The sequence below is a fragment of the Cupriavidus sp. GW823-FHT07A04 genome (assembly GCF_058794615.1).
Window position 1 is genome coordinate 130,659 of the sequence record NZ_JBXAHA010000001.1, and the last position, 25,095, is coordinate 155,753.

Annotated in this window: 22 protein-coding genes and 1 tRNA gene; 14 read left to right on the forward strand and 9 right to left on the reverse strand. The window is 65.5% G+C overall.

Annotation, left to right across the window (positions count from 1 at the left end):
- Window positions 1–4: 4 nt before the first annotated feature.
- From AC1Q7Q_RS00585 to AC1Q7Q_RS00600, 4 genes are all read right to left on the reverse strand, one after another.
- Window positions 5–925 (reverse strand): ABC transporter permease, encoded by a 921-nt coding sequence (locus AC1Q7Q_RS00585; protein ID WP_492376125.1) that lies wholly within the window; start codon window positions 923–925, stop codon window positions 5–7.
- Window positions 926–941: 16 nt separating this feature from the next.
- Window positions 942–2,042, reverse strand: coding sequence for an ABC transporter permease (locus AC1Q7Q_RS00590; protein ID WP_492376126.1), 1,101 nt, complete (start codon window positions 2,040–2,042; stop codon window positions 942–944).
- Window positions 2,035–3,624: an ABC transporter ATP-binding protein gene (locus AC1Q7Q_RS00595; RefSeq protein WP_492376127.1), complete on the reverse strand. Its 1,590-nt coding sequence runs from the start codon at window positions 3,622–3,624 to the stop codon at window positions 2,035–2,037. The genes AC1Q7Q_RS00590 and AC1Q7Q_RS00595 overlap by 8 nt, the downstream gene beginning before the upstream one ends.
- A 413-nt stretch (window positions 3,625–4,037) precedes the next feature.
- A complete protein-coding gene (locus tag AC1Q7Q_RS00600; protein ID WP_492374995.1) occupies window positions 4,038–4,976 on the reverse strand; it encodes a pirin family protein in 939 nt (312 codons plus the stop codon).
- A gap of 695 nt (window positions 4,977–5,671) precedes the next feature.
- Between AC1Q7Q_RS00600 and AC1Q7Q_RS00605 the strand changes: the two genes are divergently transcribed.
- The 4 genes from AC1Q7Q_RS00605 to AC1Q7Q_RS00620 all read left to right on the forward strand — a co-directional run bounded on the left by AC1Q7Q_RS00605 (window position 5,672) and on the right by AC1Q7Q_RS00620 (window position 9,206).
- Window positions 5,672–6,388, forward strand: a complete 717-nt coding sequence (locus AC1Q7Q_RS00605) for an ABC transporter permease (RefSeq protein WP_174423121.1) — start codon at window positions 5,672–5,674, stop codon at window positions 6,386–6,388.
- 97 nt (window positions 6,389–6,485) lie between these two features.
- Window positions 6,486–7,370 (forward strand): glycine betaine ABC transporter substrate-binding protein, encoded by an 885-nt coding sequence (locus tag AC1Q7Q_RS00610; protein WP_492375022.1) that lies wholly within the window; start codon window positions 6,486–6,488, stop codon window positions 7,368–7,370.
- A gap of 10 nt (window positions 7,371–7,380) precedes the next feature.
- Window positions 7,381–8,028: an ABC transporter permease gene (locus AC1Q7Q_RS00615; protein ID WP_006162433.1), complete on the forward strand. Its 648-nt coding sequence runs from the start codon at window positions 7,381–7,383 to the stop codon at window positions 8,026–8,028.
- Window positions 8,029–8,030: 2 nt separating this feature from the next.
- Window positions 8,031–9,206: an osmoprotectant ABC transporter ATP-binding protein OsmV gene (locus AC1Q7Q_RS00620; RefSeq protein ID WP_492374996.1), complete on the forward strand. Its 1,176-nt coding sequence runs from the start codon at window positions 8,031–8,033 to the stop codon at window positions 9,204–9,206.
- 64 nt (window positions 9,207–9,270) lie between these two features.
- On the opposite strand, the gene AC1Q7Q_RS00625 is transcribed toward AC1Q7Q_RS00620, so the two are convergent.
- Entirely contained in the window at window positions 9,271–10,848 is a 1,578-nt protein-coding gene (locus tag AC1Q7Q_RS00625; protein WP_492374997.1) for an aldehyde dehydrogenase (NADP(+)), read from the reverse strand.
- 211 nt (window positions 10,849–11,059) lie between these two features.
- On the reverse strand, window positions 11,060–11,806 hold the full coding sequence (locus AC1Q7Q_RS00630) for a FadR/GntR family transcriptional regulator (protein WP_254615405.1): 747 nt from the start codon (window positions 11,804–11,806) through the stop codon (window positions 11,060–11,062).
- A gap of 228 nt (window positions 11,807–12,034) precedes the next feature.
- On the opposite strand from AC1Q7Q_RS00630, the gene gudD reads away from it, so the two are divergent.
- The 9 genes from gudD (at window position 12,035) to AC1Q7Q_RS00675 (ending at window position 21,971) form a co-directional block, all read left to right on the forward strand.
- Window positions 12,035–13,393, forward strand: a complete 1,359-nt coding sequence (gene gudD, locus AC1Q7Q_RS00635; protein ID WP_150986285.1) for a glucarate dehydratase — start codon at window positions 12,035–12,037, stop codon at window positions 13,391–13,393.
- Window positions 13,394–13,552: 159 nt separating this feature from the next.
- Window positions 13,553–14,506, forward strand: a complete 954-nt coding sequence (locus AC1Q7Q_RS00640) for a Bug family tripartite tricarboxylate transporter substrate binding protein (protein ID WP_492375023.1) — start codon at window positions 13,553–13,555, stop codon at window positions 14,504–14,506.
- A 151-nt stretch (window positions 14,507–14,657) separates the two neighbouring features.
- Window positions 14,658–15,032, forward strand: coding sequence for a hypothetical protein (locus AC1Q7Q_RS00645; protein WP_492374998.1), 375 nt, complete (start codon window positions 14,658–14,660; stop codon window positions 15,030–15,032).
- 508 nt (window positions 15,033–15,540) lie between these two features.
- Window positions 15,541–16,047 carry a type IV pilin protein gene (locus AC1Q7Q_RS00650; protein ID WP_492374999.1) on the forward strand — a complete coding sequence of 169 codons (507 nt, stop codon included), beginning with the start codon at window positions 15,541–15,543 and terminating at the stop codon, window positions 16,045–16,047.
- Window positions 16,048–16,050: 3 nt separating this feature from the next.
- The gene (locus tag AC1Q7Q_RS00655) at window positions 16,051–16,539 is read left to right on the forward strand and encodes a GspH/FimT family pseudopilin (RefSeq protein ID WP_492375000.1); all 489 of its coding nucleotides are present in this window, start codon (window positions 16,051–16,053) and stop codon (window positions 16,537–16,539) included.
- The gene (gene pilV, locus AC1Q7Q_RS00660; protein WP_492375024.1) at window positions 16,536–17,126 is read left to right on the forward strand and encodes a type IV pilus modification protein PilV; all 591 of its coding nucleotides are present in this window, start codon (window positions 16,536–16,538) and stop codon (window positions 17,124–17,126) included. The genes AC1Q7Q_RS00655 and pilV overlap by 4 nt, the downstream gene beginning before the upstream one ends.
- Window positions 17,123–18,154 carry a PilW family protein gene (locus AC1Q7Q_RS00665; protein ID WP_492375001.1) on the forward strand — a complete coding sequence of 344 codons (1,032 nt, stop codon included), beginning with the start codon at window positions 17,123–17,125 and terminating at the stop codon, window positions 18,152–18,154. The genes pilV and AC1Q7Q_RS00665 overlap by 4 nt, the downstream gene beginning before the upstream one ends.
- Window positions 18,155–18,157: 3 nt before the next feature.
- Window positions 18,158–18,703 carry a pilus assembly PilX family protein gene (locus AC1Q7Q_RS00670; protein WP_492375002.1) on the forward strand — a complete coding sequence of 182 codons (546 nt, stop codon included), beginning with the start codon at window positions 18,158–18,160 and terminating at the stop codon, window positions 18,701–18,703.
- A gap of 55 nt (window positions 18,704–18,758) precedes the next feature.
- Window positions 18,759–21,971, forward strand: a complete 3,213-nt coding sequence (locus AC1Q7Q_RS00675; RefSeq protein ID WP_492375003.1) for a pilus assembly protein — start codon at window positions 18,759–18,761, stop codon at window positions 21,969–21,971.
- Window positions 21,972–22,265: 294 nt separating this feature from the next.
- Here the strand turns inward: AC1Q7Q_RS00675 and AC1Q7Q_RS00680 are convergent.
- Window positions 22,266–22,355, reverse strand: a tRNA-Ser gene (locus AC1Q7Q_RS00680).
- Window positions 22,356–22,628: 273 nt separating this feature from the next.
- Here AC1Q7Q_RS00680 and AC1Q7Q_RS00685 point away from each other — a divergent pair.
- A complete protein-coding gene (locus tag AC1Q7Q_RS00685) occupies window positions 22,629–23,153 on the forward strand; it encodes an outer membrane lipoprotein (RefSeq protein ID WP_492375004.1) in 525 nt (174 codons plus the stop codon).
- Between the two features lie 81 nt (window positions 23,154–23,234).
- On the opposite strand, the gene hemW is transcribed toward AC1Q7Q_RS00685, so the two are convergent.
- Entirely contained in the window at window positions 23,235–24,479 is a 1,245-nt protein-coding gene (gene hemW, locus AC1Q7Q_RS00690) for a radical SAM family heme chaperone HemW (protein ID WP_492375005.1), read from the reverse strand.
- Window positions 24,476–25,093, reverse strand: coding sequence for an RdgB/HAM1 family non-canonical purine NTP pyrophosphatase (gene rdgB / locus AC1Q7Q_RS00695; RefSeq protein ID WP_492375006.1), 618 nt, complete (start codon window positions 25,091–25,093; stop codon window positions 24,476–24,478). Before rdgB ends, hemW begins: the two co-directional genes overlap by 4 nt.
- Between the last annotated feature and the right edge of the window lie 2 nt (window positions 25,094–25,095).

Genomic DNA, 25,095 nt, shown 5'->3' on the forward strand with positions numbered 1-25,095 from the left:
TCGGTCAGGCGGCACCCGGGCGGAACGGCTTGCCCAGCGAGGCCGGCATGTTCAGGCGGATCCACGCCGGGTTGCGCGAGATCAGCGCCAGCACGACGATGGTCGCGGCATAGGGCAGCATCGACAGGATCTGCGACGGCACCGATACGCCAATGCCCTGCAGGTAGAACTGCAGGATGGTGACGCCGCCAAACAGCCAGGCTCCGGCCCAGACGCGGCCCGGGCGCCAGGTGGCGAAGGTGGTCAGCGCCAGCGCGATCCAGCCACGGCCGGCCACCAGGTTTTCCACCCACATCGGCGTGTACACCAACGACAGGTAGGCACCGGCCAGCCCGCAGCAGGCGCCGCCGAACAGCAGCGCGCCAAAGCGGATCAGGCGCACCGGATAGCCCAGCGCATGCGCGGATTCCGGCGATTCGCCGATCGCGCGCAGCGTCAGCCCTGCGCGCGTGCGAAACAGGAACCACATGATGGCGCAGCACAGGAACAGGCTGAAATACACCATCCAGTGCTGCTGGAAGAAGGCCGGCCCGAAGAAGGGAATATCGGCCAGGAAGGGAATCGACTTGGCCTGCGACGGCATGGCGAAGCCGACGAAGCGCTGACCCATGAATGCCGACAGCCCGGTGCCGAAGATCGACAGCGCGAGGCCGGTGGCGACCTGGTTGGTGGCCAGCACCAGCGCCAGCCACGAGAAAAGCGTGGCCATCAGCATGCCAGCCAGCGCGCCGGCGGCAAAGCCGATCAGCGGCGACTGGGTCTGGTAGCCGACCATGAAGCCGAACGCGGCGGCGACCAGCATCATGCCTTCGGCGCCCAGGTTGAGCACGCCAGCGCGTTCGTTGATGAGCAAGCCAAGCGCCGCCAGCAGCAACGGCGTGCCGGCGTTGATCGCGGTGGCGATAAGAGGGGCGAGTTGTTCCATGTCTTGGGGGTTCCGCTCAGGCGGCCTTGGCGCGCCAGCGCAGGCGGTTGTCGATCAGCGTATCGCTGGCCAGCAGGAAGAACAGCAGCATGCCCTGGAACACCGAGCCCAGCGCCGAAGGCAGGCCCAGGCGCGACTGAGCCATTTCGCCGCCGATATAGAACAGCGACATGACGATGCCGCCGAACACGGTGCCCACCGGATGCAGGCGGCCCACGAAGGCCACGATGATCGCGGTGAAGCCGTAGCCGGGTGAGATCGAGGGCAGCAACTGGCCGATCGGGCCCGTGACTTCGAACGCGCCCGCCAGGCCGGCGGTGCCGCCGGAGATCATCAGCGCGCTCCACAGCGAACGGCGCGCCGAGAAGCCGGCATAGCGCGCCGCCGCCGGGGCGGTGCCGCCCACCTGCAGGCGGTAGCCCGCGAAGCTGCGGAAGATGAAGACGGTCATCAGCACCACCAGCACCAGCATCACCACAAAGCCCGCGTGCAGGCGCGAGCCCGACATCAGGTTAGGCAGCAGGAACTCGGAGGAGAACACCTTGGACTGCGGGAAGTTCATGCCGTTGGGATCCTTCAGCGGCCCGTTGACCACGTACAGCATCAACTGCTGCGCGATATAGGTCAGCATCAGCGACACCAGGATCTCGTTGGCGTTGAACTTGTCCTTGAGCGCGGCGGTGAGCGACGCCCAGAACATGCCGCCGACCACGCCGGCCAGCGAGGCCAGCACCAGCACCACGGTGCCGTTCACGCCATTGCCCGGCACATCGAAGTGCAACACGGTGGCGCCGGCGAAGATGCCGCCGACGATGAGCTGGCCATCCGCGCCGATGTTCCAGATATTGGCGCGATAGCACACTGAAAGCCCAAGCGCGCACAGTACCAGCGGCACGGTCTTGAGCAGCACCTCGCCGATGGCGCGGCGGTCCTTGAGCGGGTCGACCAGGAACACCTTGAGCGCGGCTACCGGATCCTTGCCGAGCAGCAGGAACAGCAGCGCGCCGAAGGCCAGCGTCAAGGCCAGCGCGATGAAGGGCGAGGCATAGGCCATGCGGCGCGAGGGCAGCCCGCGCGGTGCCAGCGACAGCGGTGAGCGAAGGAGGAAATCAGCCATGGTGCACGGCCTCCTCTTGTTCGCGCCGGCCGCCTGGCCCACCTTCCCAAAGACCGCTCATCCACAGGCCCACCTGCTCTCGCGTGGCGTCCTGGGTTGGAATCGACGGCGACAACCGGCCCTTGGCGATCACGTGCAGGCGATCGCAGATGGCGAACAGTTCGTCCAGTTCTTCCGACACCACCAGCAAGGCGCAGCCGGTGGCCTTGAGCGCCAGCAGCTCGTTGTGGATCTGCGCCGCGGCGCCCACATCCACGCCCCAGGTCGGCTGGGCCACAATCAGTACCTTAGGGCCGCTTTCGATCTCGCGGCCGACGATGAATTTCTGCAGGTTGCCGCCCGACAGGCTCTTGGCCAGCGCGTGCGGCCCGCTGGCCTTCACGCGGAAGCGCCCGATCACGGCTTGCGCGAGGCCGGCGGCGGCCTTGGGCGAAATCATGCCGCGCCGCACATAGGGTGCGGACTGGTGCGAAAGCAGGATATTTGCGGCCAGGCTCATGCCCGGCACGGCGCCACGGCCGAGGCGTTCCTCGGGCACGAAGGCTAGCCCGGCACGGCGCCGCTGGCGCGCGTCCAGCTTGCCCACCGGTTTGTTGTCCAGCGTGATGGCATCGCGCGCGGCGCGCACATCCTCTCCCGACAGCGCCGCCAGCAATTCCTGCTGGCCGTTGCCGGACACGCCGGCGATGCCAACGATCTCGCCGGCGCGCAGGTCCAGCGAGATGCCGGCAAGTTCCGTCGCGAACGCATGCGAGCGCGGCAGCGAGAGTCCGCGCACCGCCAGCCGGCAGGCGCCGGGCTCGGTCTGCACGCGCGCCTCGCGCGGCGGCTCGCCGCCGATCATCAGGCGCGACAGCGAGGCCGCGCTTTCCTGGCGCGGATCGCACACGCCGGTGACACGACCCATGCGCATCACCGTGGCGCTATGGCAAAGCTCGCGGATCTCGTCGAGCTTGTGGCTGATGTAGAGGATGCTGGTACCTTCCGCCGCGAGCTGGCGCAGCGTGATGAAGAGGGTCTGCACCGCTTGCGGCGTCAGCACGGAAGTTGGCTCGTCCAGGATCAGCAGTTGCGGCTTGGCCAGCAGCGCCCGCACGATTTCCACGCGCTGGCGCTCGCCGACCGACAAGGTGTGCACATGGCGGTTCGGCTCCAGCGGCAGGCCATAGCGCTGGGCGGTCTCGCGGATCTGGTCGGCCAGCTGCTTCATATTGGTGCCCGCATGCGGGCTGCCGGCGGCCGTCTTGCTGCTCCGGGGCAGGCCAAGGGCGATGTTCTCGGTCACTGTCAGCGTATCGAACAGCGAAAAGTGCTGGAACACCATCGCGATGCCCAGGTTTCGTGCGTCGTGCGGATTGTGGATCGCGGCGCGTGCACCGTTGAAGTGCATGTCGCCGGCGTCCGGCTTGACCGCGCCGAAGATGATTTTCATCAGGGTGGATTTGCCGGCGCCGTTCTCGCCGAGCACGGCGTGGATTTCGCCGGGGGCGACGACGAGGGACACGTCGTCGTTGGCGGTCACGCCGGGGTAGCGCTTGCTGATATGGGCAAGCGCCAGCCTTGGGGGTGTGCTTAAGGTCACTGAGGCGGCTCGAGTTGTTATGGCAGCAACGTGGATCAATGTTCGTTATGTATCGGGCAGCACCTGCGGCAGTGCGTGGGGCAGGATCGCCGTTACGCATTGCAGCAACCATCACTGGGCGGTGATGCCGTTTATTAACCGTGGATTATATAAGTGTGTGGGGTTCGGACGACCTGGTCAGGCCAGTATTCTCGGCCCCACAACGGATACAGGCAGATTGCAAGTCGCATGCCGGGCGATTTGGGCGGGGGCGCGGACGGCCGGGCGGCCGACGGCGGCCTGCACGGCCGATTGGCGGGAAGGGGGAGGGGGCGGAACGGAAAAAAGGGGCGGATTGGCGGCCAGAGCAGAGCGCCTCGGCCTACACCGGAACGGCGGCGGCGCGATGCCGCCCCCGGGTGCTTCACAGCATGTCAGGCGCCGTGGCTGACCGCGATCTGGTTGAAGCGGCCTTCTCGGAAATCGGCCAGGGTCTGGTAGATCTCCTCCTGGGTGTTCATCACGAACGGCCCATATTGCGCGATCGGCTCGCCCAGCGGCTTGCCCGCGATCAGCAGGAAGCGCGCATCGGCCGTGGCCGTGACATTGACCCCGTCAGCGCCGGCGGCGTTGTCCAGCACGCCCATGCGCTGCGCTTCCAGCACCGCGGCGTTGCTGCTCGCGCCGACCGCGATCTCGCCGCGATAGGTGTACAGGAAGGCGTTATGCCCTTGCGGCAGCGCTTGCGAGAAGGTCTGCCCCGCCGGCAGCGAGACGTCCAGGTAGAGCGGCTCCGTGACCGGGCGCGTGACCGCGCCAGCCACCCCGTGCGAGGCGCCCGCCAGCACGCGCACCGTGGCGCCGCCCGGCAGCGCTACCGTGGGCACGGCGGCGGCCGGCAGGTCGCGGTACCAGGGCGCCGTCATCTTGTCCGCGGCGGGCAGGTTCAGCCACAGCTGGAATCCTTCCATGCGGCCGTCTTCCTGCTCGGGCATCTCCGAGTGCACCACGCCGGCGCCGGCCACCATCCACTGGGCGCCACCGTTTTCCAGCAGGCCCTCGTTGCCGGCGCTGTCGCGATGGCGCATACGGCCGGCCAGCATATAGGTGATGGTCTCGAAGCCGCGGTGCGGGTGGTCGGGGAAACCGCCGATATAGTCGTCGCGGCTATCGGTGCCAAACGCGTCCAGCATCAGGAACGGGTCCAGGCGGCGCTGCAGGTTCTGCGTGAGCACGCGGGTGAGCTTGACGCCGGCGCCGTCCGAGGTGGCGATGCCGCGCACCACGCGGTCGACCGCGCGCGAGCGCTGCACGGTTTCCGTGGCGGTGGCCGGGACGGTGGGGGCGGTAGGGATGGCAGTGCGTTGTTCCATGATCGATCTCCTGTTGGCTGGGGATGGCGGCAATGGCGCGCGGCCCCAAAGGCTACCCTCGTAATTTAAGGGTTTGGGCCAGAACCGGTAGAGGCCATCCGGGCAAAAGATTGTTCTGCCCATGGTACGGCTGATCCCTTGTGATGCTTCAATTCTGGAACAACGCGAGTGGCGCCGGGATGCCAGGCGAAGCCTGATAAATACGGCCAGAAAGCGGCGCGAAAGCGCGGGGAAGGCGTAAAGATGACAAGATCGCTGTAGTTGGGTATAATAGCGCTCTCGTTGTCATCCGATGCTGCGTAATCAAGTCGGGTTGGCAGGGTCCGGGCAGGCGTTTTTGAGTGTCGCCCCAACTCCTTGCTTGCCCAAGCGTGGCACCGGCCGATTGATCCGGCGGCGCGTCGGAACCACCAAATTTGCGCTGCCACTGGCCTCCCGTTCCTGCATCTCGCAGCGGGCTGCGCCGCTCCCGGGACTCCCGCCCTTACCGGCACGGTGTCCTTTCAATTGGGTTTCCCGCTCTCCAGCGTGAAACCCGGCGCCCGTCCACCGGCTCATCTGCCGGTCATGGCGGGCAAGGCAATCTAGTCAGGGCCGGCGGGCCCCCATTTGCACCCGCCTGAGCCCACTTTGTTCGTCCGTCAATCCGGATGTGGTTTCTCGTGCCCACATCTGGCATGCGGACAGAGGGGAATATGTCCAAGCAATCCGTACAGGCGCTGGCCTGGGGATGTCTCACGCTCGCCGCGCTGGCCGCTCTGGTCACCTGGATCGGCGTGGATGTCATCCTGCAATATCAGGACCGCCTGTGGTACGACGTTGCCGACCACCTGCGCCTGGTGGCGTGGTCGATGGCGCTGGCGCTGGTCACCGGCATCCCGGCTGGCATCGGCCTGAGCCGTCCGTGCATGCGCCGCTGGGCCGACCGCCTGATGCAGGTCTTCAATATCGGCAACACCGTGCCGTCGCTGGCGGTGCTGGCCCTGGCCCTGGCCGTGCTCGGCATTGGCGAGCGGCCCGCCATCCTGGCGCTGTGGCTGGCTTCGCTGCTGCCGATCGTGCGCAATACCTGCGAGGGCTTGCTCGGCGTTTCCCCGGCACTGACCGAGGCCGCGCGCGGCCTTGGCATGACCGCCATGCAGCGCCTGTTCCGGGTCGAGCTGCCCAACGCGCTGCCGGTGATCCTGGCGGGCGTGCGCATCAGCCTGGTGATCAATGTCGGCACGGTGCCGCTGTCCTTCCTGATCGGCGCCAACAGCCTGGGCGAATTGATTTTCCCCGGCATCTACCTGAACAACCAGCCCCTGCTGTTGCTGGGCGCCGCGGCCACCGCGCTGCTGGCACTCGCCCTCGATGGCCTGTTTGCCGCCGCCGGCTATTGCTACCTGCGCCGCCGCGGGCTGGCGCGCTAAGGCGCGCAAGGGCGCACCGAACATGAAGGAGAAACCGATGCATTTCATCACAAGCGCGCTGGCCCGCGCGGGCCGCGCGGCCCGTGGCCAGGCACGCATGCTGGCGAGTGTCGCCGTGCTTGCCGCAGTGGCAGCCATGGCGCTGCCGGCGCACGCCGACACCGTTCGCGTAGGCGGCAAGAACTTCACCGAGCAGTTGATCCTGTCGTCGATGACCACGCAGTACCTGCAGGCCAAAGGCCTCACCACTGAGCTCACCGCCGGCCTGGGCAGCACGCTGATGCGCCAGGCCATGGAAAGCGGCCAGCTCGACGTGGTGTGGGACTACACCGGCACGGCGCTGATCGTGTTCAACAAGGTCGAGGAAAAGCTCGGCGCCGCCGAGAGCTACGAGCGCGTCAAGACGCTCGACGCCGCGCGCGGCCTGATATGGCTCGATGCTTCCGGCATCAACAACACCTATGCGCTGGCGATGCCGAGAAAGCGCGCCGAGGCCGCTGGCGTGACCACGTTGTCGGCCTTCGCCGAGACGATGCGCGCCGCCGGCGAGGGCACCGCCCATCCGTTCGCGGTCGATATGGAGTTCGCCGCGCGTCCCGACGGGCTGAAGCCGCTCAAGGGGCTCTACAAGCTGCCGTTCTCGCGCCGCGACGTGATCCAGCTCGATCCCGGGCTGGTCTACACCGCGCTGAAGAACGACCAGGTCGAGCTGGGTCTCGTCTACACCACCGATGGCCGCGTCAAGGGCTTCGACCTGGTGCTGCTGGAAGACGACCAGCACTTCTTCCCCGCCTATAACGCGGTGCCCGTGGTGCGCAAGGCAACGCTGGATGCGCATCCCGAGCTCGCGGGCCTGCTCAACGCGCTGGCGGCCCGGCTCGACAACGCGGCCATGACCGAGATGAACTACAAGGTCGATATCGACCAGCAGCCGGTCGACAAGGTGGCGCAGGAATTCCTGCGTGGCCACGGCCTGATCTGAAGAGGGCCGCATGGACTTGCTGACTTACCTCCAACACAGCTGGCCGACGCTGCTCAAGCTCACCGGCCAGCACCTGGCGCTGGTGGGGTCCGCGGTGGGCCTGGCGATCGTCGTCGGCGTGCCGCTGGGCATCCTGTGCGCGCGCTTTCGCTTTCTCGCCACGCCGCTGCTGACGCTGGCCACCATCGTGCTGACCTTGCCGTCGATCGCGCTGTTCGGGCTGATGATCCCGATCTTCGCGCGCTTTGGCCACGCGCTGGGCTACGTGCCGGCGGTGACCGCGGTGTTCCTGTATTCGCTGCTGCCGATCATGCGCAATACCTGCGTGGCGCTCGCCAATGTCGACGACGGCATCCAGGAAGCCGGACGCGGCATCGGCATGACCACCTGGCAGCGCATGCGGCTGGTGGACCTGCCGCTGGCCGTGCCCGTCATCCTCGGCGGCGTGCGCACCGCCGTGGTGATGAATATCGGCGTGGCCACCATTGCCGCCATCATCGGCGCGGGTGGCCTCGGGGTGCTGATCCTGCAAGCGATCAGCCAGAGCAACATGAGCAAGCTGGCGATCGGCGCGGTGCTGGTCAGCGTGCTCGCCATCGTGGCCGATGCCTGCCTGCAGTGGTTGCAGCGGGCGCTGACACCGAAAGGAATTCGCTGAACATGATTGAACTCGACCAACTCACCAAGACCTTCAGGCAAAAAGACGGCGCCGAAGTGCGCGCCGTCGATGCCGTTTCGCTCACTGTGCCCAAGGGCGAGATCTGCGTCTTCCTAGGCCCCTCGGGCTGCGGCAAGACCACCACGCTCAAGATGATCAACCGCCTGATCCAGCCCAGCTCCGGCCGGGTCCTGATCGACGGCGAGGACACCACCCGCGTGGACGAAGTCACGCTGCGCCGCAAGATCGGCTACGTGATCCAGCAGATCGGCCTGTTCCCCAACATGACCATCGAGGAGAACATCATGGTGGTGCCGCGGCTGCTGGGCTGGGACAAGAAGCGCAGCCGCGAGCGCGCACGCGAGCTGATGTCGATGGTGCAGCTCGACCCCGGCAAGATGCTCACACGATATCCGCGCGAACTCTCGGGCGGGCAGCAGCAGCGCATCGGCGTGATCCGCGCGCTGGCGGCGGATGCGCCCGTGCTGCTGATGGACGAGCCGTTCGGCGCGGTGGACCCGATCAACCGCGAGAGCATCCAGAACGAGTTCTTCCAGATGCAGCGCCAGCTCGGCAAGACCGTGATCATGGTCTCGCACGATATCGACGAGGCCATCAAGCTGGGCGACCGCGTGGCCGTGTTCCGCGGCGGCAGGCTGGTGCAGTTCGACCATCCCGACGCATTGCTGGCGCGTCCGGCCGACGATTTCGTGCAAGCGTTCATCGGTCACGACAACACGCTCAAGCGCCTGCTGCTGGTGCGCGCCGGCGATGCCGCCACCATGGCGCAGACCTGCAGCCCCGGCATGCCGCTGGCGCAGGCGTTTGCCATCATGGACGAGGCCGACGTGCGGCACCTGCCGGTGGTGGATGATGCGCAGCGCGCGCTGGGCTACGTCACGCGGCGCGATGCGCGCGCGGGGCAGGGCATGTGCGCGGATGCGACGCGGCCATTCATGGCGACCGCCGCGTTCGACGAGCATCTGCGCATCGTGCTCTCGCGCATGTACCAGCACAACACCAGCTGGCTGCCGGTGGTCGATGCCGATGGCGTCTACCTGGGCGAAGTCACGCAGGAGTCGATCGCCGACTATCTCAGCTCGGGCCGCTCGCGCGGGAATGCGCCGGTGATCCAGCCGCCGCAGGCGCCGGCTGCCATCGAGCGCATTGCTGCGTAATGCTCAGCTAGGGAGATAGAAAAAGGGCCGGAATTTCCGGCCCTTTTTCCATGGGTGCGCGGGATTAGTCGCGGGCCAGTTGCCCGTCGGTGAGGCGCCACACGTTCAGCGGGTTGCCATCCTGCAGCGCGGGCGGCAGCAGTTCCGCCGGCACATTCTGGTAGCACACCGGGCGCAGGAAGCGCTCGATGGCCGATGCGCCGACCGAGGTGGCGCGCGTGTCGGACGTAGCCGGGAACGGGCCGCCGTGCACCATGGCGTACGACACTTCCACGCCCGTCGGATAGCCGTTGAACAGCACGCGCCCGGCCTTGCGCTCGAGCACGGTCAGCAGGATGGCGGCCTCGGCACGATCCCCCGCATCCGCTTGCACGGTGGCGGTCAGCTGGCCCTCCAGGCGGCGCGCCACCGCCAGCATCTCCTCGTGGTCGCGGCATACGACCAGCACCGAGGATGGGCCAAACACTTCGGCTTCCATGCGGTGGTCCGCAAGAAAACGCTCCGCGGTGGTTTCGAACAGCGCGGGGCGGGCCTGGTTGGGGCCGCTGGCGGCCTGGCCACTGCCGATGCGGCGCAGCCCTTCGATATCGCTGAGCTGGGCCACGCCGTTGTCGTAAGCCTGGCTGATTCCGGGCGTCAGCATGGTCGCCGCCGCCTTTTCCGCCAGCGCCGCAACCGCGCCCTGGCGGAACACGTCCAGCGCCGGGCTTTCCACCGCCAGCAGCAGGCCCGGGTTGGTGCAGAACTGGCCTACGCCCATCACCAGCGAATCCACCAGATTGCGCGCGATCTCCGCGCCGCGCGCGGCCAGGGCCGCCGGCAGCAGGAACACGGGGTTGATGCTGCTCATTTCCGCGTAGACGGGGATCGGCTGGGGACGGCTGTTGGCCGTCTGCACCAGCGCCAGGCCGCCGCTGCGCGAGCCGGTGAAGCCCACTGCCTGGATCGACGGATGCGCGACCAGGGCCGTGCCCACGGCAACGCCCGCGCCCACCAGCAGCGAGAACACGCCTTCGGGCAGGCCAGCATCGGCCACGGCCTTCTGGATCACGCGCCCGACCAGCTCGGAGGTGCCGAGGTGGGCCGAGTGCGCCTTGACGACGACCGGGCAGCCGGCCGCCAGCGCGGATGCGGTATCGCCGCCCGCCACCGAAAACGCGAGCGGGAAATTGCTGGCGCCGAACACCGCCACCGGGCCGACCGCGATCTTCTGCAGGCGCAGGTCGGGGCGTGGCGGCGTGCGCTCCGGCAGGGCGGAGTCGAGTGTGGCGGCTTGCCAGCGGCCATCGCGCAGCACGCTGGCGAACAGGCGCAGTTGGCCGGCGGTGCGGGCGCGCTCGCCCTGCAGACGCGCAACAGGCAATGCGCTCTCGGCGTGGGCGCGCTCGATCAGCTTGTCGCCCAGGGCTTCCAGGCCGCTGGCGATCGATTCCAGGAACCTGGCGCGGATCTCCGGCGAGGTGTTGCGGTAGGTGTCGAACGCGGCTTCGGCCAGTGCGCAGGCACGCTCGGCCTCGGCGGCGCCGCCGCCATGGAATTCCGGTGCCAGGACTTCACCCGTGGCCGGGTTGGTGGCATGGAGGATCTTGGTGGTGCCGCGCACTGCGCTGGCGCCGATCAGCATTTCGCCGGTAATGGTCATTAGCGTTTCCTGCTTTTCAACTGCAATCAAGTGGGGGCGCGCCATAGCTTGCGCTTGAGGCGGCGTGTATGTGGTCCCGGGCTGACACGCGGGACGCATAAATGGGGACATAGCCTCGCCGCGCATTATTGTAAGACATCCTACAACATGGGGCGCTCGTTGGGCAAGCAGGAAATCCCGGATCCCGCCGGGATGCGCCGGCAGCCCGCCCCTAGCCGGCTTCCACCGCCGCCGACGCCTTGCGCAGGCGTTCGCGGCTGTTGGTCAGGTGCATGCGCATGGCGGCCTTGGCGCCTTCGGGGTCGCGCCGCTCAATGGCGTCAAAGATGTTCTCGTGCTCGATATTGACGCGCTCAAGGTACTGCTCCCGCTCCTGCGCGCTGACATGCAGCCGGCTGCGCGGGATCACCATGGTGCCGAGGTGGCCCATGATGTCCGTGAAGTAGCGGTTGCCGGTGGCGCGCGCAATCAGCAGGTGGAACTCGAAATCGGCACCGACAGAATCCTCGCCGCCCGCCGCCGTGCGCTTGAGCTCATCGAGCGCGCCACGCATCGCCGTCAGTTGCTCATCGCTGCGCCGCGATGCCGCCAGGCTGGCTGCTTCGGCTTCCAGGCTGACGCGGAATTCCAGCATGGCCAGCACGTCCATGGCAGTGCCCATGGTGGCGGGATCGATGCGAAAGGGCGAGCCGTTCTCGGCGCTGCGCGCCAGCACAAAGGTGCCGATTCCGTGGCGGGTTTCCACCAGCCCGCTGGCCTGTAGCCGCGACAGCGCTTCGCGCACCACGGTGCGGCTGACGCCGAGCGCGGCCATGATCTCGGACTCGGTCGGCAACTTGTCGCCCGGCTTGAGCTGGCCTTGCTGGATGCGCTCGCTCAGGTTGCTCACCGCCTCTTCGGCAAGCGTACGGCCGCGGCGCCGCAGCGGGGGAGTGGAGGCAAACATCGGGTTTGACATGGTGATGGGCTGGGACTTGACCGGATCGCAATGGCCTCATTATACTGCGTCGTAGGTTATATGACGACAGATAACAGGTGTCTCCCGTTGCATGGGCTGTAGCAGCCGCTTTGGGACCTGGCAAGCACCGCGCACAAGGATCCGGCAGCAGCCGGCGTATCCAACCCGAGACAACCCGCAAGGGCCGGCAGCCAAGGCGGCGAGCCGCTCTTCCTGCTGGAGTTCAACATGACCCAATCATCCCTTTGCGCCGCGCCCATGGCAGGCACGCCCGTCATCACCGAGCTGACCGTCGTGCCGGTGGCCGGCCACGACAGCATGCTGATGAACCTGTCCGGCGCGCACGGTCCGTTCTTCACCCGCAATATCGTCATCCTGAAAGACAGCGCGGGCAATACGGGCGTCGGCGAGGTGCCCGGCGGCGAAGCGATCCGCCAGACGCTGGAGGATGCGCGCGAACTCCTCGCCGGCCAGTCGATCGGCAACCACCAGGCGCTGCTCAATCGCGTGCGCACCGCCTTTGCCAGCCGCGACGCGGGCGGGCGTGGCCTGCAGACGTTCGACCTGCGCATCGCCATCCATGCGGTCACCGCGCTCGAGGCGGCGCTGCTCGACCTGCTGGGCAAGCATCTGGGCGTGCCGGTGGCCGCGCTGTTGGGCGAAGGCCAGCAGCGCGACGCCGTGGAGATGCTGGGCTACCTGTTCTATATCGGGGACCGTAACCGCACCACGCTTGCCTATCGCAGCGAGCCCGAGGCGGACAACGACTGGTTCCGCCTGCGCAATGAAGCCGCGATGAATGCCGAGGGCGTGGTACGCCTGGCGCAAGCTGCCTATGAGCGCTATGGCTTCAACGATTTCAAGCTCAAGGGCGGCGTGCTGCGCGGCGACGAAGAGATGGAAGCCATCCTGGCGCTCGCCGAGCGCTTCCCCAAGGCGCGCATCACGCTGGATCCCAACGGCGCGTGGTCGCTGGCCGAAGCCGTGCGCCTGTGCCGCGACAAGCATGGCGTGCTGGCCTATGCCGAAGATCCTTGCGGCGCGGAGGAGGGCTACTCGGGCCGCGAGGTCATGGCCGAGTTCCGTACCGCCACCGGCCTGCCCACCGCCACCAACATGGTCGCGACCGACTGGCGCCAGATGGGCCACGCGGTGCGCCTGCAATCCGTGGACATCCCGCTGGCCGATCCGCATTTCTGGACCATGCAGGGCTCGGTGCGGGTGGCGCAGATGTGCGCCGAGTGGGGCCTGACCTGGGGCTCGCACTCGAACAATCACTTCGATATTTCGCTGGCGATGTTCACCCACGTGGCCGCCGCCGCGCCGGGCCGCGTCACCGCCATCGACACCCACTGGATCTGGCAGGACGGCGAGCGCCTGACCAAGGCGCCACTGAAGATCGAGAACGGCAAGGTGGCCGTGCCGACGGAGCCGGGCCTGGGCGTGGAGCTCGATATGGCGCAACTCGCGCTGGCGCACGAGCGCTACAAGAGCATGGGGCTGGGTGCACGCGACGACGCCGTGGCCATGCAATTCCTGATCCCGGGCTGGACCTTCAACAACAAGGCGCCCTGCATGGTCCGGTGAGCCGCATCTGCGGCCCCCGCACGAATACAAGACAAGAAAACCACCAAGCACAAGGAGACAACCATGAACAAATTTGATGGCCGGCCGGCTGCCGCGGGCATGCTCGCCGCACCCGCGCGGCGCAAGTTCGGCCGGCTTGCCGCGGCCACGCTCGCTGCCATGGCGGCACTGGCCACCGCAGGCGCCGTGACCAGTGCAGCGGCCGCCTCGCCGGCATGGCCCCAGAAGGCCGTATCCGTGGTGGTGCCGTTCCCTGCGGGCGGCTCCACCGATACCATCGCGCGCATGCTGGCGGTGCCGCTCAATGAAAAGCTGGGCCAGCCGTTCGTGATCGACAATCGCCCCGGCGCTACCGGGGCCATCGGCGCGACCATGGTCAAGCGCGCGCCCGCCGATGGCTACACCTTGCTGGTGGCGTCGATCGGCGTCTATGCCGTGAACCCGTTCCTGCAAAAGAACCTGGGCTATGACCCGGCCAAGGACTTCGACCTGCTGACGGTGGCCGTGCGCGCACCCAACGTGCTGGTCACCAAGCCGGACTTCCCCGCGAAGAACTTGCAGGAGCTGGTCGCGTACATGAAGAAGAATCCGGGCAAGGTGGCGTTCGCCAGCTCCGGGGCAGGTTCGTCGGACCATTTGACGGCCGCGCTGTTCTGGCAAAAGTCCGGCACCGACGGCCTCCACGTTCCTTATAAGGGTGGGGCGCCGGCCATCTCCGACCTGCTCGCCGGCCAGGTGGACGTCTCGTTCCAGAACGTCAACGCGGTGCTGCAGCATATCCGCAGCGGCAAGCTCAAGGCGCTGGCGGTGACCGGCGACAAGCGCTCGGCGGTGCTGCCGAACGTGCCCACCATGGCGGAGGGCGGCGTGAAGGACGTGGACGTGTATTCGTGGCAAGCCGTGGCCGCGCCGCGCGGGCTGCCGAAGGACGTCAAGACGAGACTGCATGCCGCGCTGGTCGGCTCGCTCAACGAGCCGCAGATGCGCCAGAAGCTGGCCGAGAACGGTTTCGAGGTGGTCGCCAATACACCGGAGCAATTCGAGCAGTTCGAGAAGCAGGAACTCCAGCGCTGGAAGGGCGTGATCGAAGCCGGCAAGATCAGCATCGACTAAGCACACGATTGCTCTTTGCCCCGCCAAAAGCGGGGCGTTTTTATTTTGGCGGGTAGGTTTGGACGCGGGCCTGCGCGACCTGATAGGCTTGGGCTAACACGCCTATGCACGCCCATGCGCGCCTTGCGCTATCTCGCCGCTGTCACCTGCCATGATCCGCTTCTGCAAATCGCCCCTCTGCCTGCTGATCGAGACCAAGTCCCGGTGGTTGATTCCGCGCGGGTTCGATGGCTTCGCGCCGGGGCCGCTGATCCTGGTGCGGCCCGGCGTGAGCCACGCGCTGATCGAGCATGAGAAGGTGCACGTGCGCCAGTTCTGGCGCTGGTGCGGCCTGATGGGCGTGCTCTACCTAGCGAGCCCGCGCTGGCGGCTGCGTTTCGAGTTGGAGGCCTACCGCGAGCAGTTGAGGCACTGCGAGCCGGGCGCCGCGCATCACTTCGCGCGCATGCTGGCGCGGCACTACCGGCTGGATATTACGCAGGAGCAGGCGTATCGCTTGCTGACGGCGCCGGTCGAGCCAGGGTGAACCGGGCAGCGCGGACCGGTTCAGCCGAGATCGCTGCACTTGTGGATGATCAGCGCGAGCGCCACGATGCCAAGGGTCATTGCTAGGAGGTCTAGCACTGCGGCTCCGTGCGGCGATGTCTTGAGGGGAGGCGTCATGTCCGGCGAAATGAGGCAGCCAGGATGGCGCCGTGGGTGGCGCTGACGGCGACGCTGATCGTGGCGTACCTGCCCTCTCTCCGTGAGTGGCACCTTCGCAAGCACTGGCGAAACGAGTGGGCTGCAGAAGAAATCAAAAGTGATTGCGATCAATGTTGCGATAACGGCTCTTGGCCATCGCCATCTGCTTGGCATTCACCTCACGTTCTAGGCCACCCACTGGCGGCGCGAGGCGCATCGCAGTGGGGTCCATGCAACGCTCCCCGAAGGACGCTCATTGACACCTTTGACCATGACTTGAATCGCGACTACACTCGCCGCGTAAGACTTCGGAACTGGGTCATCCGGGGAAAATAAAAAGGAGCGCGAGCATGGGCCACAGAAGCCCGGCGGTGCGATATAGCCGAGAGCATCGGCTATTTCGGGAGTTTGGGGTAGCCACGGCGTGCGGCGGTTCGGGTCGCCACGCTCGGCTAGGGGGCGGCTTTACGCTCATCGAGTTGATGGTCACCGTGGCAATCATCGGCATCCTTGCCGCTGCCGCTTATCCCTCCTATGTCCAATACGTCGTGCGCTCCAATCGCGCAGCGGCAGAGTCGTTCTTGCTGGAAGTCGCCAGCATGCAGGAGCGCTTTCTGGTGGACAACCGGAGCTATGCCACAAGCCTGGCCGCACTCGGCTATGCAAGTCTTCCCGCGGCGATTTCCTCCAACTATCAAATCACTGTCACCGCGGTCGCAGGTCCGCCGCTTGGATATGTCCTGACGGCGGCGCCGCAGGGCACGCAAGCCACGAACGACACCGCGTGCGGAACGCTGACGCTGTCGAGTACCGGGGACAAGAGCGTCTCCGGCACGGGATCGAGCTGCTGGAAGTAGCCTATGCGAAATACTCGTGCATCGAATATAGCCTGCGCGCTCGCAGATCGCGGATTCACACTAATAGAATTGTTGGTAACACTGACGGTGTTTGCCATCGTAGCGTTTGCCGCAGCCCCGTCGTTCTCGAGCCTGATCGCGACACAACGCGCACGGAATGCCTCGCTGGATCTTTCCGCTGCGCTGACATTGACGCGCAGCGAGGCGGTCAAGCGCAACAGCAGCGTCACCATGGCCACCTCCGGCACTTGGGCCGGGGGCTGGGCCGTAACGGCGGGAACCGAAAAGGTGCGCAGTTTCGGTCCGTATGACGGCATTTCGATCACCGCCAGCGCTGGCAACTCCCTATCCGTCGGCAACGACGGCAGGCCCGCTACCGGCAGCCTGACGTTCCAGGTAGCGCCAGCGGTATCGCCTCAGGCGGCTTCGACAATCTGCGTGCAGGTGAGTGGAACTGGCCGCGTCGCTGTGGTATCGGGGACATGTACATGAACTCGCGTGCACCACGTAAGTGCAAATGCCTATGCCAGTCCGCGCAGTGCGGCGCCACGCTGATCGAGGTCTTGGTATCGATCGTGATCCTGCTGGTGGCACTACTTGGCACCGCCGGCCTGATCGCCCGCTCCGGGCAGTCGGAAATGGAATCCTATCAACGCGTGCAGGCGCTGACCCTGCTTCAGGACATGGCGGCTCGGCTCAATGCGAACCGCCAGGCCGTGGCCTGCTATGCCAGCGGGACCACCATGACTACAGCGGGAACCGCCACGGTTCCGGCTCCAGCCTGCACAGTTGGTTCCGCCGCCCAGCAAGCCACCGCAAACGCCGACCTGGCAGCTTGGGGGACGGAATTGCTGGGTAGCGCGGAAAACAACGGCGGCAAGGCGGTCGGGGGCATGATCGGTGCGCTTGGCTGTATCGAAGCGCTCGATGCCACGAACCAGATCTATCGCATCACAGTGGCCTGGCAGGGCCTTGCAAAGACAACCGCGCCGGCGCTGCCATGCGGCAACGGACAGTTCGGCAATGACAGCTATCGCCGCACAGTGAGCATTCAGGTCCGCATTGGAGTTCTCTCGTGAATCGGCCGCGAATTGCAATACTCCACCGGCAGCGTGGGATTTCCCTTGTCGAGTTGATGATCGGGATGACGCTCGGGCTGCTGCTGTTGACGGCGCTGGGGAGTCTGTATTTCTCCACCACACGGTCACGCTCGGAGTTCTCCAACGGCGCCGACCAAGTGGAAAACGGGCGCTACGTGCTAGACACGCTAGGCCGTGAGATTGAACTTGCCGGCTTCTTTGGTGCCGCCAGCGTAGCGAACGGCGCAACCGTAGCAAGTCCCGCTCTGTGCGCCGCAGCGCCGAATGCCTTGGGTTTTGTCAACTCGCCCGCGACAGTGCCTCTCGCTCTCCAAGGCTACGCACCGGGCACTGTGGCCTCATGCTTGCCGAACCTGGCGCCGGCATCGGAAATACTTGTGGTAAGGCGCGTGTCGACGACGCCGGCGGCGGCCGCCGCCGCCGGGCAGTCCTATATGCAGGTATCGTTCTGTTCCAGCGACGCCACATCGTTCGTGTTCGGTGCCAGCGCCCCGGCCTTCACCATGCGCACCAAGGCATGTGACCCGACCGTTGTCGCGGAGTTGCGCCCGGCGGTAGTCCGTATCTTTTATCTTGCCGCCTGCGATGTGTGTTCCGGCGCTGGTGACGGCGTGCCGACGCTGAAGATGGCCGAACTGTCCGGCGGAGCCTTTCAGGTCAATTCGGTGGCACAAGGCATTCAGGACATGCATTTATCTTACGGCGTGGATCTCGACAATAACGGTTCCGCCGACTGCTACGTCAGCGACCCCGGCGTGAACAACAGCGCGATCTGTACCTCGGTACCCGCATATGATTGGACGACCGCCCTTACCAACTGGCAGAACGTCACCTCTGTACGCATTAACGTCCTTGCCCGCACGCAAAGGGCCTCACTCGGCTGGACAGACAGCCGCACCTATGATCTCGGACGTGCCACCGTAAGCGGCCCGTTCAACGACGGCTTCAAGCGCCATGTCTACGCCCGGGTGGCAAGGCTGGCCAATGTGGCAGGCCGCCGGGAGTAAGCCATGCAAATCGCGCTGCGCCGGCAGTCCGGCGCCACCCTGATCGTCACGCTGATTTTCCTGGTGATCTTTTTGCTGATGACGATATCGCTGGTCAGCTCCAGTGTCATCAATGTGAAGGTCGCCGCTAACCAGCAGCACGGCGTGGAAGCGCAGAATGCCGCGCAACAAGGCATTGAGCAGGTTATTAGCAATGACTTCACTGCCAACCCCACGGCAGCGGCGGCTAGCGTGCCGGTCGATGTGAACGGCGATGGCCGCGCTGACTATACGGCGCAGGTTGCGGCGCCGGTGTGCCAGACCAGCAAGCCGGTAAAGAATACGGATCTCGATACGTCCAATGCTGACGACGTTTCCTGCTTCGTTGGCAATGGTAACCAGGACACTGGCATCTTGACGGCATCCGGCGGTGGCGGCGGAAATTCACTGTGCAATGCCACTCAATGGGATGTAAAGGCCAGCGTCAGCGATAGCGCAGCCACTGCGACCAACACCACCTTGCACCAGGGCATCTCAGTACGCGTGCCGGTCGGCACGGCATGCCCGTAAGTTTGCGGCCACGACTCAGTTATCGATTGCCTCACCTCCGAACTCAGGACTCACAATGCGTCAATTCGCTGAACGCGCTGCCTCGCGCATTGCCATCGCCACGTTACTCGCGCTTTCTGCCTTGCACCCGGCAATGGCGGAGGACATCGATCTGTACACTGGCTTGCAGCCCCAGGCCGGCAAGCCCAATGTGCTGATCCTGTTCGACAATGCATCGACCTGGGATGCGTCGGCCAGCTTCACCTGCTCCACATCGGGGGTCGTCTCCAGCAATAACGATGGCAAGGACGTCGGCGCCGAGCAATGCGCGCTCTACAACGCGGTGTCGTCGATCAAGACCAGCCCCACACTGCTGGGCAACCTCAATCTCGGCGTGATGATGTTCGGCAGCGGGAGCAACGTCGGCGGCCAGTTCAAGTTCCCGTCCGTGGCACCTTTCAAGTTGCCGCTGATGGACAACAGCGGGGTCGACAGCTTCCTTCGCTATGTGAAAACAATCGACCGTCAGGCCGACAACTCGAACAACTCGCAGGTCGGTGGCGGTATGCAGGAATCGTGGGCCTACTATGCCGGCCAGACTGGCTTGTCCGGCACCAAGTACACCTCGCCGATCGACAACCCCTGTCAGCGCAATTTTGTCATCTATATCGCCAACGCCGTGAACAACGGCAAGCCGCAAGACACCGGCCAGAATGTCATCAATGCCCTGGCCGCAGCAGGCGCGACTACAGCTCAGCAGCAGCAGATTGTCATTCCCGCTCCCAACAACAAATACCAGAGCAACTGGGGCGACGAATGGGCTCGCTTCATGTACCAGACTGACGTCCAGGGCAACATGGCCAACCGTCAGAACATCGTGACCTACACGATCGCGGTGACCGATAGCAAGAATCCTGACTATGTTCAGTTCGCGAGCAGCATGGCGACCAATGGCGGCGGCAAGACTTACGTGGTACAGCTCGGTGACGTCAATGGACTGACTTCGGCCTTGCTGCAGATCTTCAACGAAGTGCAGGCCATCAATAGCGTGTTTGCCTCGGTCAGCCTTCCGGCCTCCGTTAATGCCCAAGGTCAGTTCCTCAACCAGGTCTATGTGGGAATGTTCCGCCCGGATGCCACCGCGGCACCACGGTGGCAAGGCAATCTCAAGCAGTACCAGATCGGCTATGACGCCGGTGGCAACATCGTGCTGCAGGATGCCAAGGGCAACGCTGCCATCAGCAACGCGGCGACGGGCTTCATCTCCCCGAACGCCATCAGTTTTTGGACTACGGAGCCGCCGCTTTCCTTTGGCGCGACCGGCTACGGGAGCAGCGCAGTCGGTAGTTGGCCGGCCACGGGATACTGGCAGAATAGCCCGTCAAGTGTCGGGTGGGGCCTTGATTCCCCTGATGGAGAGGTCGTGGAGAAGGGGGGGGCGGGAGAGATGCTGCGCGCACAGTTGCTGACCAGCCAGACCAGCCGGCAACTGATCACCTGCAACGGCGCGGGTAGTTGCCCGACGAGCGCGGCGATGCCGTCATTCGATAGTTCCAACACATGGCTGAAGGACACGAGTTCGACCGGCGGCCTTGCCGTCATCAACTCGGGGACCAGCGGCGCGAAGACCATCACCGCCACCGAATTGCCCAAGCTCATCGCCTGGGTACGCGGCCAGGACGTCGCTGCTTCGGATACCACCAGCCTGGCCGGCACCGAAGCAGAGCCAGGTCCCGGCACGCCGGTGACCGTGCGCAGTTCGATCCACGCAGACGTACTGCATTCCAGGCCGGCTGTCGTCAACTATGGCGGCAGCAAGGGAGTTGTGGTGTTCTACGGCACCAACGATGGCGTGTTCCATGCTATCAACGGTAACCAGACGCAGGGCATCGGCAGCGTGAGGCCGGGCGGCGAGCTATGGGGCTTCATCGCACCGGAGTTCCTTGGCAAGCTCAGCCGCCTTTATACCAACTCTCCGGAGGTGCAGCTCTCGACCACGCCTGGCGGTATCACCCCCGCTCCGGCGCCGCGGGATTACTTCTTCGATGGAAGTACCACCGTGATGCAGGACTTGCGCGACGCGGCGAATCCTCGTGTGGTCATTTACCTGACGGCACGCCGCGGCGGGCGGCTGATCTATGCAATTGACGTGACCGATCCCGTCAATCCGCGCTTCCTGTGGAAACGCACCAATGCTGATATCCCTGAACTCGGCCAGACCTGGTCCCAGCCGCGCGTAATGCGCGTGCGCGGCTACGCCAACCCGTTGGTGGTGATGGGCGCGGGCTATGACTCGGCCGAGGACAGTGATCCGTCGCCGGGAGTTGATACCATGGGACGCGGCATCGTGGCATTCGATGCCGTCAGCGGCGCCGTTGTGTGGAGCGCGCTGCCCAACTGTAGCGGTATGAGCGGCACATGCCTGGCGGTTGCCGGCCTGACCCGGGCCATCCCGTCGGATGTCACGGGGCTTGATCGCAATGGCGACGGTTATATCGAACGCCTGTATGTTGGCGACGTCGGCGGCAATCTCTGGAGAGCCGACTTTGAGACTACCGCGGGCAATGCGCCTGTCAACTGGACGCTTAACAAGCTTGCTGCACTCGGCGGCGCAGCCAGCACGAACAACGCGCGCAAGTTCTTCTATGCACCCGACGTCATTTCCACCGCTGCCTACGACGCCATTACAGCCGGCACGGGTGACCGAGAGCATCCTCTCTATTCCGCCTCAACGACGCAGGGGACTGCCTATAACGTGGTCAATCGCCTCTACATGTTGAAGGACCCCAACATACTCGGCATGCCGGCCACCTGGACGCCCATCACCGAGGCCAGTCTCGTCGACGACACCAGCACCACGGCTAAGTACAACGGTACTGGCGCGGGCTTCTATATCACGCTCACGAATCCCGGTGAGAAAGCGGTGAACGCGCCACTGACCGTCAGCGGCTACACCACGATCGGCACAAATACGCCAGCCGTGCCGCAGGCCGGCATGTGCTACCCCAATCTTGGCATTGCCCGGAGCTATTCCTTCAGCTTCCTTACAGCTTCAGGCCAAAACCCACAGCGTTCGATCATCCTGGATGGCGGCGGCTTTCCGCCTTCCCCGGTATTCGGCATGGTATCGATTGGCAGCGGTGTAGTGCCGGTCTTGCTCGGCGGTGGCAACCAGACCGGCGCCGGAGGGGGGGATGCCACCTCGGCGCTAGGTGCCCAAAAGATCAATATCGCGGGGGTCGGCAAGCGCAAGCGCATCTACTGGTATCCGGAGAGCGACAAGCACTAGCGTGGCACAGGTGTCATGCCGCACTCGAAAAGCCTGTCGCCAACGTTTGAAATGGGTTCGCGTTTCGGAAGGCCCCTGGGGTGGGCACCGTTCGCTTGTGCGGCGGGAAATGGAACCCGTCAGCCGACGTACCGCAGAGGCGAGAGCGACTCGGCAAAGAATGCATCATGCTGTGATGAATCTACAAAAGCGCTGCGGTCGGCTGTGAGTACGCTTGCGTGCAGGTAAAAGCGTAGGTGGGCGTTGCGACGAAATAGAAATCCATTTGTAAATCAATGATTTACATTGGATTGATGGCGGAAGCGGTGAGATTCGAACTCACGGATGGGTCACCCCATCGGCAGTTTTCAAGACTGCTGCCTTAAACCACTCGGCCACGCTTCCCGGGGGAAGAGCAGGCATTGTAGCGCGAACAGGGAAGGCCCCTGTCCGTGCCGCATGCTGCTTCGATGCTGGCGCTACGGCCAGCGCCGCGCATTATAGCAAGGCCGCGCGGCCTGGGGGCATGAGAAAATGCCTGTGGCCTTGTCGGTGCCTGTCGGACACGGCGGAACCTTCAATCCGGATTCATGCTCCTATCATGCGTGAGGGGAGTCGTGCCCATGTGGGCGCTCCCTCCTGTTCCATGCAGTAGCAGTCAATCGAGGAGAATAACCAATGAACGGCAAGACTCTGTTGGGCGTGGCGGCGGCGGCCGCGGTGGTGGGTTTGGCGGGTTGCGCGGCGCCCGGTGGTGGTTATGGCGGCGGCTATGGTGGTGGCTACGGTGCGCCGCAGCAAGCAGCCTATCAGGCACCGCCCCCGCCCCCGGGCACCAACACCTACCAGGCGCCCGCGAATTCGGTGTTCTATGGCCGGGTGGAATCGATCGAGCCGGTGACGACGCAGCAAAACAGCTCGGGCTTGCTCGGCACGGTAATCGGCGGCGTGGCCGGCGGCTTGCTGGGCCACCAGATCGGCGGGGGCACCGGCAATACCATTGCCACCATCGGCGGCGCCGTGGCGGGTGGCGTGGCGGGCAACCAGATCGAGAAGCGCGCAGGCAGCAGCACCGATACCGTGTATCGCGTCAACGTGCGGCTGGACGATGGCCGCATGGCTACCGTGACGCAACGCAACGTAAGCAGTCTGCGCATCGGTTCCCGCGCCCAGGTGGCCAACGACATGGCGACGCCGTACTGACCGGCGTGCCTTCGCGCCGCGCACGCGAGCAAAACGGCCACCCTCGGGTGGCCGTTTTGCTTGTGGCAGCGTGGTATGCGATCAACCTTTCAGGAACATCTCCTGCAGGTCGTTCAGGAAGCGCCGTCCCAGTTCTGTGGGCTTGATGGTAGCGAGATCCGCTTCCAGCAGGCCTTTCTTTTCGGCGGCGGCCAGGTCGCGGCTGATGGTGTGCAGCGGCAGCCCGGTGTGGTCGAAGAACGTGCTGGCCGGCACGCCGTCAGTGAGGCGCAGCGCGTTCAGCATGAACTCGAAGGGCAGGTCGGCTGCGCCGACATCGTGCTGCTCCTGCACTGCGTTGCCGGCCATGGCCTGCGCCATATACGTGGCGGGATGCTTGTGGCGCATCTGGCGCAGCACCCGGTGCGGGAACGATAGCTTGCCGTGCGCGCCGGCCCCGATGCCCAGGTAGTCGCCAAAGCGCCAGTAGTTCAGGTTGTGGCGCGCTTGCCGGTGCGGCCGGGCGTAGGCCGAGGTTTCGTAGTGGACGTAGCCCGCCTGCGCGGTGCGTGCTTCGATCAGGTCCTGCATTTCATACGCGCTGTCGTCATCCGGCAGCGCCGGCGGGAACTTGGCGAACAGCGTGTTGGGCTCCAGCGTCAGGTGATAGAGCGACAGGTGCGTGGTGTTGAACGAGAGTGCCGTCTCCAGGTCATTGGCACATTCCGCCATCGTCTGGCCAGGCAGCGCGTACATTAGGTCGAGGTTGACGTTGTCGAAGTTGTCCAGCGCGATGCCGATCGCCGCGCGGGCTTCGGCGCCGCCGTGGATGCGGCCAAGCGCGGCAAGATGGCGGTCGTTGAAACTCTGGATGCCGATGGACAAGCGGTTGATGCCGCTGGCGCGATAGCTGGCGAAGCGCTCTGCTTCGAACGTGCCGGGGTTGGCCTCCATCGTGATCTCGGCGTCGGCGTCCAGCGGCAACAGCGCGCGGATATCCGACAGCAGCCGGTCCATGCCGGCGGCCGACAGCAGGCTAGGCGTGCCGCCTCCGATGAAGACCGTGTGCACCTGGCGGCCCCACACCAGCGGCAGTGATTGCTCCAGGTCGGCGCGCAGCGCATCCAGGTAGGCGTCTTCCGGGATGTCGTGGCTGTCCGCCGCGCCGGGCACGGCATGCGAGTTGAAATCGCAGTACGGGCACTTTCGCACGCACCACGGAATATGCACGTAGAGCGACAGCGGCGGGGAGCCGGGCAGCGCGAGCTGGCCCGGCTGCAGCCACAATGACTTGGTATCGGCGGGGGCGCTGGCGCCCGTGGACGCCAGGGGAACGATCGGGATCATGGGCAGCCAGTCCCGGGGCCGCCGGCCTGCAGGCGCTCGGTCAGCGCTTTGAGCGCGAGCGCACGGTGGCTGACGGCGTTTTTTTCCTCGGCGCTCAACTCGGCCGCGGTCTTGCCCAGGTGCGGCAGCAGGAAGTGTGGGTCGTAGCCAAAGCCGGCGTTGCCGCGCGGCGCGTCGACCACCTCGCCAGCCCACACGCCCTCGGCGATCACCGGCCGCGGATCCTCGGCATGGCGCACCAGCACCAGCACACAGTAGTAGTAGGCGTGGCGGTTGAGCTTGCCGGCCAGCTGCGAGATGAGGTGCGCGTTGTTGGCGGCATCGGACTTGGGCTTGCCCACGAGTTGCGCATAACGTGCCGAGTAGACGCCCGGCGCGCCATCCAGCGCGTCGACGCAGATGCCGGAGTCATCCGCCAGCGCGGGCAGGCCGGCCAGGCGGCTGGCGTGGCGCGCCTTGGTGAGGGCGTTCTCGACGAAGGTGGCGTAGGGCTCCTCGGCCTCGGCAATGCCGAGCTGCCCCTGCGGGACCACCTCGAAGCCGAGCGGCGCCAGCAGCGCGCCAAACTCGCCGAGCTTGCCGGGGTTGTTGGAGGCGAGGACCAGGCGTTGCATGG

What these genes read in the sequence shown, in the direction of transcription:
- AC1Q7Q_RS00585 (WP_492376125.1), bottom strand. Translation starts at nt 925, where the DNA reads ATGGAACAACTCGCCCCTCTTATCGCCACCGCGATCAACGCCGGCACG.
- AC1Q7Q_RS00590 (WP_492376126.1), bottom strand. Translation starts at nt 2,042, where the DNA reads ATGGCTGATTTCCTCCTTCGCTCACCGCTGTCGCTGGCACCGCGCGGG.
- AC1Q7Q_RS00600 (WP_492374995.1), bottom strand. Translation starts at nt 4,976, where the DNA reads ATGGAACAACGCACTGCCATCCCTACCGCCCCCACCGTCCCGGCCACC.
- AC1Q7Q_RS00605 (WP_174423121.1), top strand. Translation starts at nt 5,672, where the DNA reads ATGTCCAAGCAATCCGTACAGGCGCTGGCCTGGGGATGTCTCACGCTC.
- AC1Q7Q_RS00610 (WP_492375022.1), top strand. Translation starts at nt 6,486, where the DNA reads ATGCTGGCGAGTGTCGCCGTGCTTGCCGCAGTGGCAGCCATGGCGCTG.
- AC1Q7Q_RS00615 (WP_006162433.1), top strand. Translation starts at nt 7,381, where the DNA reads ATGGACTTGCTGACTTACCTCCAACACAGCTGGCCGACGCTGCTCAAG.
- AC1Q7Q_RS00620 (WP_492374996.1), top strand. Translation starts at nt 8,031, where the DNA reads ATGATTGAACTCGACCAACTCACCAAGACCTTCAGGCAAAAAGACGGC.
- AC1Q7Q_RS00625 (WP_492374997.1), bottom strand. Translation starts at nt 10,848, where the DNA reads ATGACCATTACCGGCGAAATGCTGATCGGCGCCAGCGCAGTGCGCGGC.
- AC1Q7Q_RS00630 (WP_254615405.1), bottom strand. Translation starts at nt 11,806, where the DNA reads ATGTCAAACCCGATGTTTGCCTCCACTCCCCCGCTGCGGCGCCGCGGC.
- gudD (WP_150986285.1), top strand. Translation starts at nt 12,035, where the DNA reads ATGACCCAATCATCCCTTTGCGCCGCGCCCATGGCAGGCACGCCCGTC.
- AC1Q7Q_RS00640 (WP_492375023.1), top strand. Translation starts at nt 13,553, where the DNA reads ATGGCGGCACTGGCCACCGCAGGCGCCGTGACCAGTGCAGCGGCCGCC.
- AC1Q7Q_RS00645 (WP_492374998.1), top strand. Translation starts at nt 14,658, where the DNA reads ATGATCCGCTTCTGCAAATCGCCCCTCTGCCTGCTGATCGAGACCAAG.
- AC1Q7Q_RS00650 (WP_492374999.1), top strand. Translation starts at nt 15,541, where the DNA reads ATGGGCCACAGAAGCCCGGCGGTGCGATATAGCCGAGAGCATCGGCTA.
- AC1Q7Q_RS00655 (WP_492375000.1), top strand. Translation starts at nt 16,051, where the DNA reads ATGCGAAATACTCGTGCATCGAATATAGCCTGCGCGCTCGCAGATCGC.
- pilV (WP_492375024.1), top strand. Translation starts at nt 16,536, where the DNA reads ATGAACTCGCGTGCACCACGTAAGTGCAAATGCCTATGCCAGTCCGCG.
- AC1Q7Q_RS00670 (WP_492375002.1), top strand. Translation starts at nt 18,158, where the DNA reads ATGCAAATCGCGCTGCGCCGGCAGTCCGGCGCCACCCTGATCGTCACG.
- AC1Q7Q_RS00675 (WP_492375003.1), top strand. Translation starts at nt 18,759, where the DNA reads ATGCGTCAATTCGCTGAACGCGCTGCCTCGCGCATTGCCATCGCCACG.
- AC1Q7Q_RS00685 (WP_492375004.1), top strand. Translation starts at nt 22,629, where the DNA reads ATGAACGGCAAGACTCTGTTGGGCGTGGCGGCGGCGGCCGCGGTGGTG.
- hemW (WP_492375005.1), bottom strand. Translation starts at nt 24,479, where the DNA reads ATGATCCCGATCGTTCCCCTGGCGTCCACGGGCGCCAGCGCCCCCGCC.
- rdgB (WP_492375006.1), bottom strand. Translation starts at nt 25,093, where the DNA reads ATGCAACGCCTGGTCCTCGCCTCCAACAACCCCGGCAAGCTCGGCGAG.